The organism is Kitasatospora sp. NPDC059817 (assembly GCF_042731835.1).
GTDB lineage: Bacteria > Actinomycetota > Actinomycetes > Streptomycetales > Streptomycetaceae > Kitasatospora.
Window position 1 is genome coordinate 18,233 of the sequence record NZ_JBHWIR010000121.1, and the last position, 3,216, is coordinate 21,448.

Genomic DNA, 3,216 nt, shown 5'->3' on the forward strand with positions numbered 1-3,216 from the left:
CCGCCCCCCGGGCCCCCCCGGGCCCCCCGCCCCCCGGGGGGGGGGGCGGCCCCCGGGGCTCTGGGGAACTGCTGCGGCGGCGTCAGGGGTTGAGCGCCAGCACCACGTAGGCGGCCAGCACGGCGAGGTGCACGGCGCCCTGGAGCGGGGTGGCCCGGCGCGGGATGACCGTCAGGGTGCCGAGCACGATGGTCAGGGTCAGCAGCACCATGTGCGCCGGGCCGAGGCCGAGGACGAGCGGGCCGGAGAGCCAGGAGGAGGCGATCGCGACGGCCGGGATGGTCAGGCCGATGCTGGCGAGCGCCGAGCCGAGGGCCAGGTTGAGGCTGGTCTGCACCCGGTTGCGCAGGGCCGCGCGCAGCGCCGCGATGGTCTCCGGCAGCAGGACGAGCAGGGCGATCACGACGCCGACGACGGAGTGCGGCAGTCCGGCGTCGTCCACGGCGTGCTCGATGGTCGGCGAGACGCCCTTGGCGAGGCCGACCACGGAGACCAGGGCCACGCCGAGCAGCAGCAGGCTGATCCAGGCGGCCTTGGCGGTCGGCGGCGCGGCGTGGTCCTCCTCGTCGAGCACCCGGCCCTCGGGGGTGACCGGCAGGAAGTAGTCCCGGTGCCGGAAGGTCAGGGTGGTCACGAACAGCCCGTACAGCACGATCGAGGCGGTGGCCGCGAAGACCAGCTGGGTGGTGGAGAACTGCGGGCCCGGGGAGCTGGTGGTGAAGGTCGGCAGCACCAGGCTGAGGGTGGCGAGGGTGCCGATGCAGGCGAGCGCGGCGCCGGTGCCCTCGGCGTTGAAGACGGCGGTCCGGTACTTGATCGCGGCGACCAGGATGGACAGACCGAGGATGCCGTTGCAGGTGATCATCACGGCGGCGAACACAGTGTCCCGGGCCAGGGTGGCGGACTTGGAGCCGCCGTCGGCCATCAGCGTCACGATCAGCGCGACCTCGATCACGGTGACCGCCACCGCGAGCACGAGCGATCCGAAGGGTTCCCCGACCCGGTGTGCGATCACCTCGGCGTGGTGCACGGCGGCGAGCACGGCGCCGGCCAGGAAGCAGGCGACGACGCCCACCACCCAACCGGGCAGGACCCGGTGCCAGGTCAGGGCGAGGACGACGAACGACACCACCGGAACGACGACGGTCCATTGCGCGGTGGCCGCGCGGAGCTTCGTGATCATGCCGCCGAGCATCCCAGACCGGGGGCCGCCCACCCGGCTGACCGCGCCGGGATACGGGGGGATGTGGTACAGGTCATCCCGTTTTGCCCGCTCACCCACCGTAGTCGGCGAGGTACCGGAGCACCTTGTCGACGTGCGGGCGGACCCGTTCCGGGACACCTTCGGCGGCCGCCACCGTCTTGTCGCTGGTCCGGTAGGCGGCGGTGACCAGGGCCGGCAGGTCGCGGGTGAAGCCCCGGTGCTTGAGCTGCTGGTCCAGCCAGCAGACGTAGTTGCCCATCGCGGCGATCGCGTCGCCCGGGTCCAGGTAGGACTTGGGGCCGTCGTGGGCCGCGGCCTTCGCCCAGGCGTCGAAGACGGCGGGCGTCCACATGGCGATGCCGTACTCGCCGGTCTCGGGGCGGGCCGCGTTCGGGTCGAAGCCGCTCTCGGCCTTGAGCATCGCGGCCAGCAGCACCGGGGTGATCTCGGGCTCGGGGCAGCGCCGGGCGGAGTCCTCGATCATGCCGCGGTAGGCCACCGGGACGTCGGAGCCGGCCGGGATCGCGCCGGGCAGCGGGGGCGCGGCCGGGTGGGCGGCCGACCCCGCGGCGGGTACGGTCGCGCCTTGCTCCGCAGCCTCCGGCTCGGGGGCCCCGGTCAGGGCGAGGACGGTGGCGGCGCAGGCCAGCAGGCCGGTGGCGGCCCGCAGGGCGGCGCCGCGGCGGCAGGCCGGACGCGCGACGGCCCCGGCGACCATCGCGGCGAGGTCGGTGCGGGCCCGCTCCTCCCGCCCGGGGGCCAGGCAGGCGGTGACCACGGCCCGCCAGGGCCCGGGCAGCGCCTCGTCCAGCCGCAGCGGCGCCGCGCCGCGCGCGTACGCCTGGGCGGCCAGCGAGCGGGCCCGGGCGGTGGCGCCGAGGAACGGGTGCAGGCCGCCGGTGAGCACCTGGTGGGCGATCACCCCGAAGGCCCAGATGTCGGCGCTGGGGCGCACCGCGACGCCGCGCGCGCCGGTGCGCTCGGACCACCACTCGGGCGGGACGTGGTCGGGCGAGCCGAGCGGCGGCGCGTAGGCGTGGGTGCCCTCCAGTTCGGCGGTGAGGCCGAAGTCCGCGATCTTGGCGGTGCCGTCGGCCATCAGCAGGATGTTGGCCGGTTTGAGATCCCCGTGCACCCAGCCGCCCCGGTGCATGTGGGTGAGCCCGGCGCAGACCTCGACGAGGACGCGTTCGGCACCAGGCACCGGGGCGCCGGGGCGGGCGGCGGCGAGGACGTCCTGGAGGCTGCGGGCGGCGCGTTCCATCACCAGGGCGACGGCGCCGTCCAGGCCGGGGTGGGCCGGGTCGTCGACGACCGTCACGGCGAGGGTGCGGATCAGGTGGGGGTGGTCCGCGCGGCGGCTGAAGCGCATCTCGCTGCGGGCGACCTCCGTCATGGTCCGGCGCTGGCCGGGGCTGAGCCGGGCGGGGCTGAGCAGTTTGACGGCGGCCGGGGTGCCGTCGGGGCCTTCGGCCGCGTACACGCTGCCCCAGGCACCGGCCCCGAGGTAGGCGCCGGTGCGGTAGCCCGCGAGCCGGTAGCCGGCCGGCACCTCGAACTGCCGCTCCGGCAGGGGCTGGTCCTTCTCCGGCACCCGCTGCTCGGACGCCGGCTCGTCGGGTACCGGCTCGACGGGCGGCTGACCGGCGGGCGGCTGACCGGCGGGCCTCACGGTCGGGCGACCGGGCGCCGGGGCGGGAGCAGGGCCAGGTGCTCCTCCCGGACGAGGTCGAACTTCAGTGCCAGGGCCGCGAGTTCCTCGCGCTTGCCGCCGCCGGGTCCGTCCTCGTACGGCTCGCGCAGCCGCAGCTTCGTCCACACCAGGTAGTCGATGTGGTAGTTGACCGCCGAGCGGGTCAGCCCGTGGCAGGAGGGCAGGGCGCGCAGCCGGGCCAGCACGTCCGTCACGCCGGGGACGACGGCGGCGGAGGGCGAGCGCAGCCGGGGCTCGCAGAGCGCGAGCAGCACCAGGAAGTACTTGGCGGTCGGGTCGAGGGCGAACGGGTTGACGG

General features: G+C 75.6%; 2 protein-coding genes and 1 pseudogene. All 3 read right to left on the bottom strand.

The features are described from left to right. Positions 1-82: 82 nt before the first annotated feature. Positions 83-1,183: a calcium:proton antiporter gene (locus ACFV61_RS24035; protein WP_380493799.1), complete on the bottom strand. Its 1,101-nt coding sequence runs from the start codon at positions 1,181-1,183 to the stop codon at positions 83-85. Between the two features lie 91 nt (positions 1,184-1,274). Next, positions 1,275-2,876: a protein kinase gene (locus ACFV61_RS24040; RefSeq protein WP_380493801.1), complete on the bottom strand. Its 1,602-nt coding sequence runs from the start codon at positions 2,874-2,876 to the stop codon at positions 1,275-1,277. Beyond that, positions 2,873-3,216: pseudogene (locus ACFV61_RS24045) on the bottom strand (serine/threonine protein kinase); the annotation flags it as partial. The gene ACFV61_RS24040 and the pseudogene ACFV61_RS24045, both read right to left, overlap by 4 nt.

Excerpts from the sequence above, each read along its gene's own strand:
- ACFV61_RS24035 (WP_380493799.1), bottom strand. The coding sequence starts at position 1,183 with ATGATCACGAAGCTCCGCGCGGCCACCGCGCAATGGACCGTCGTCGTT.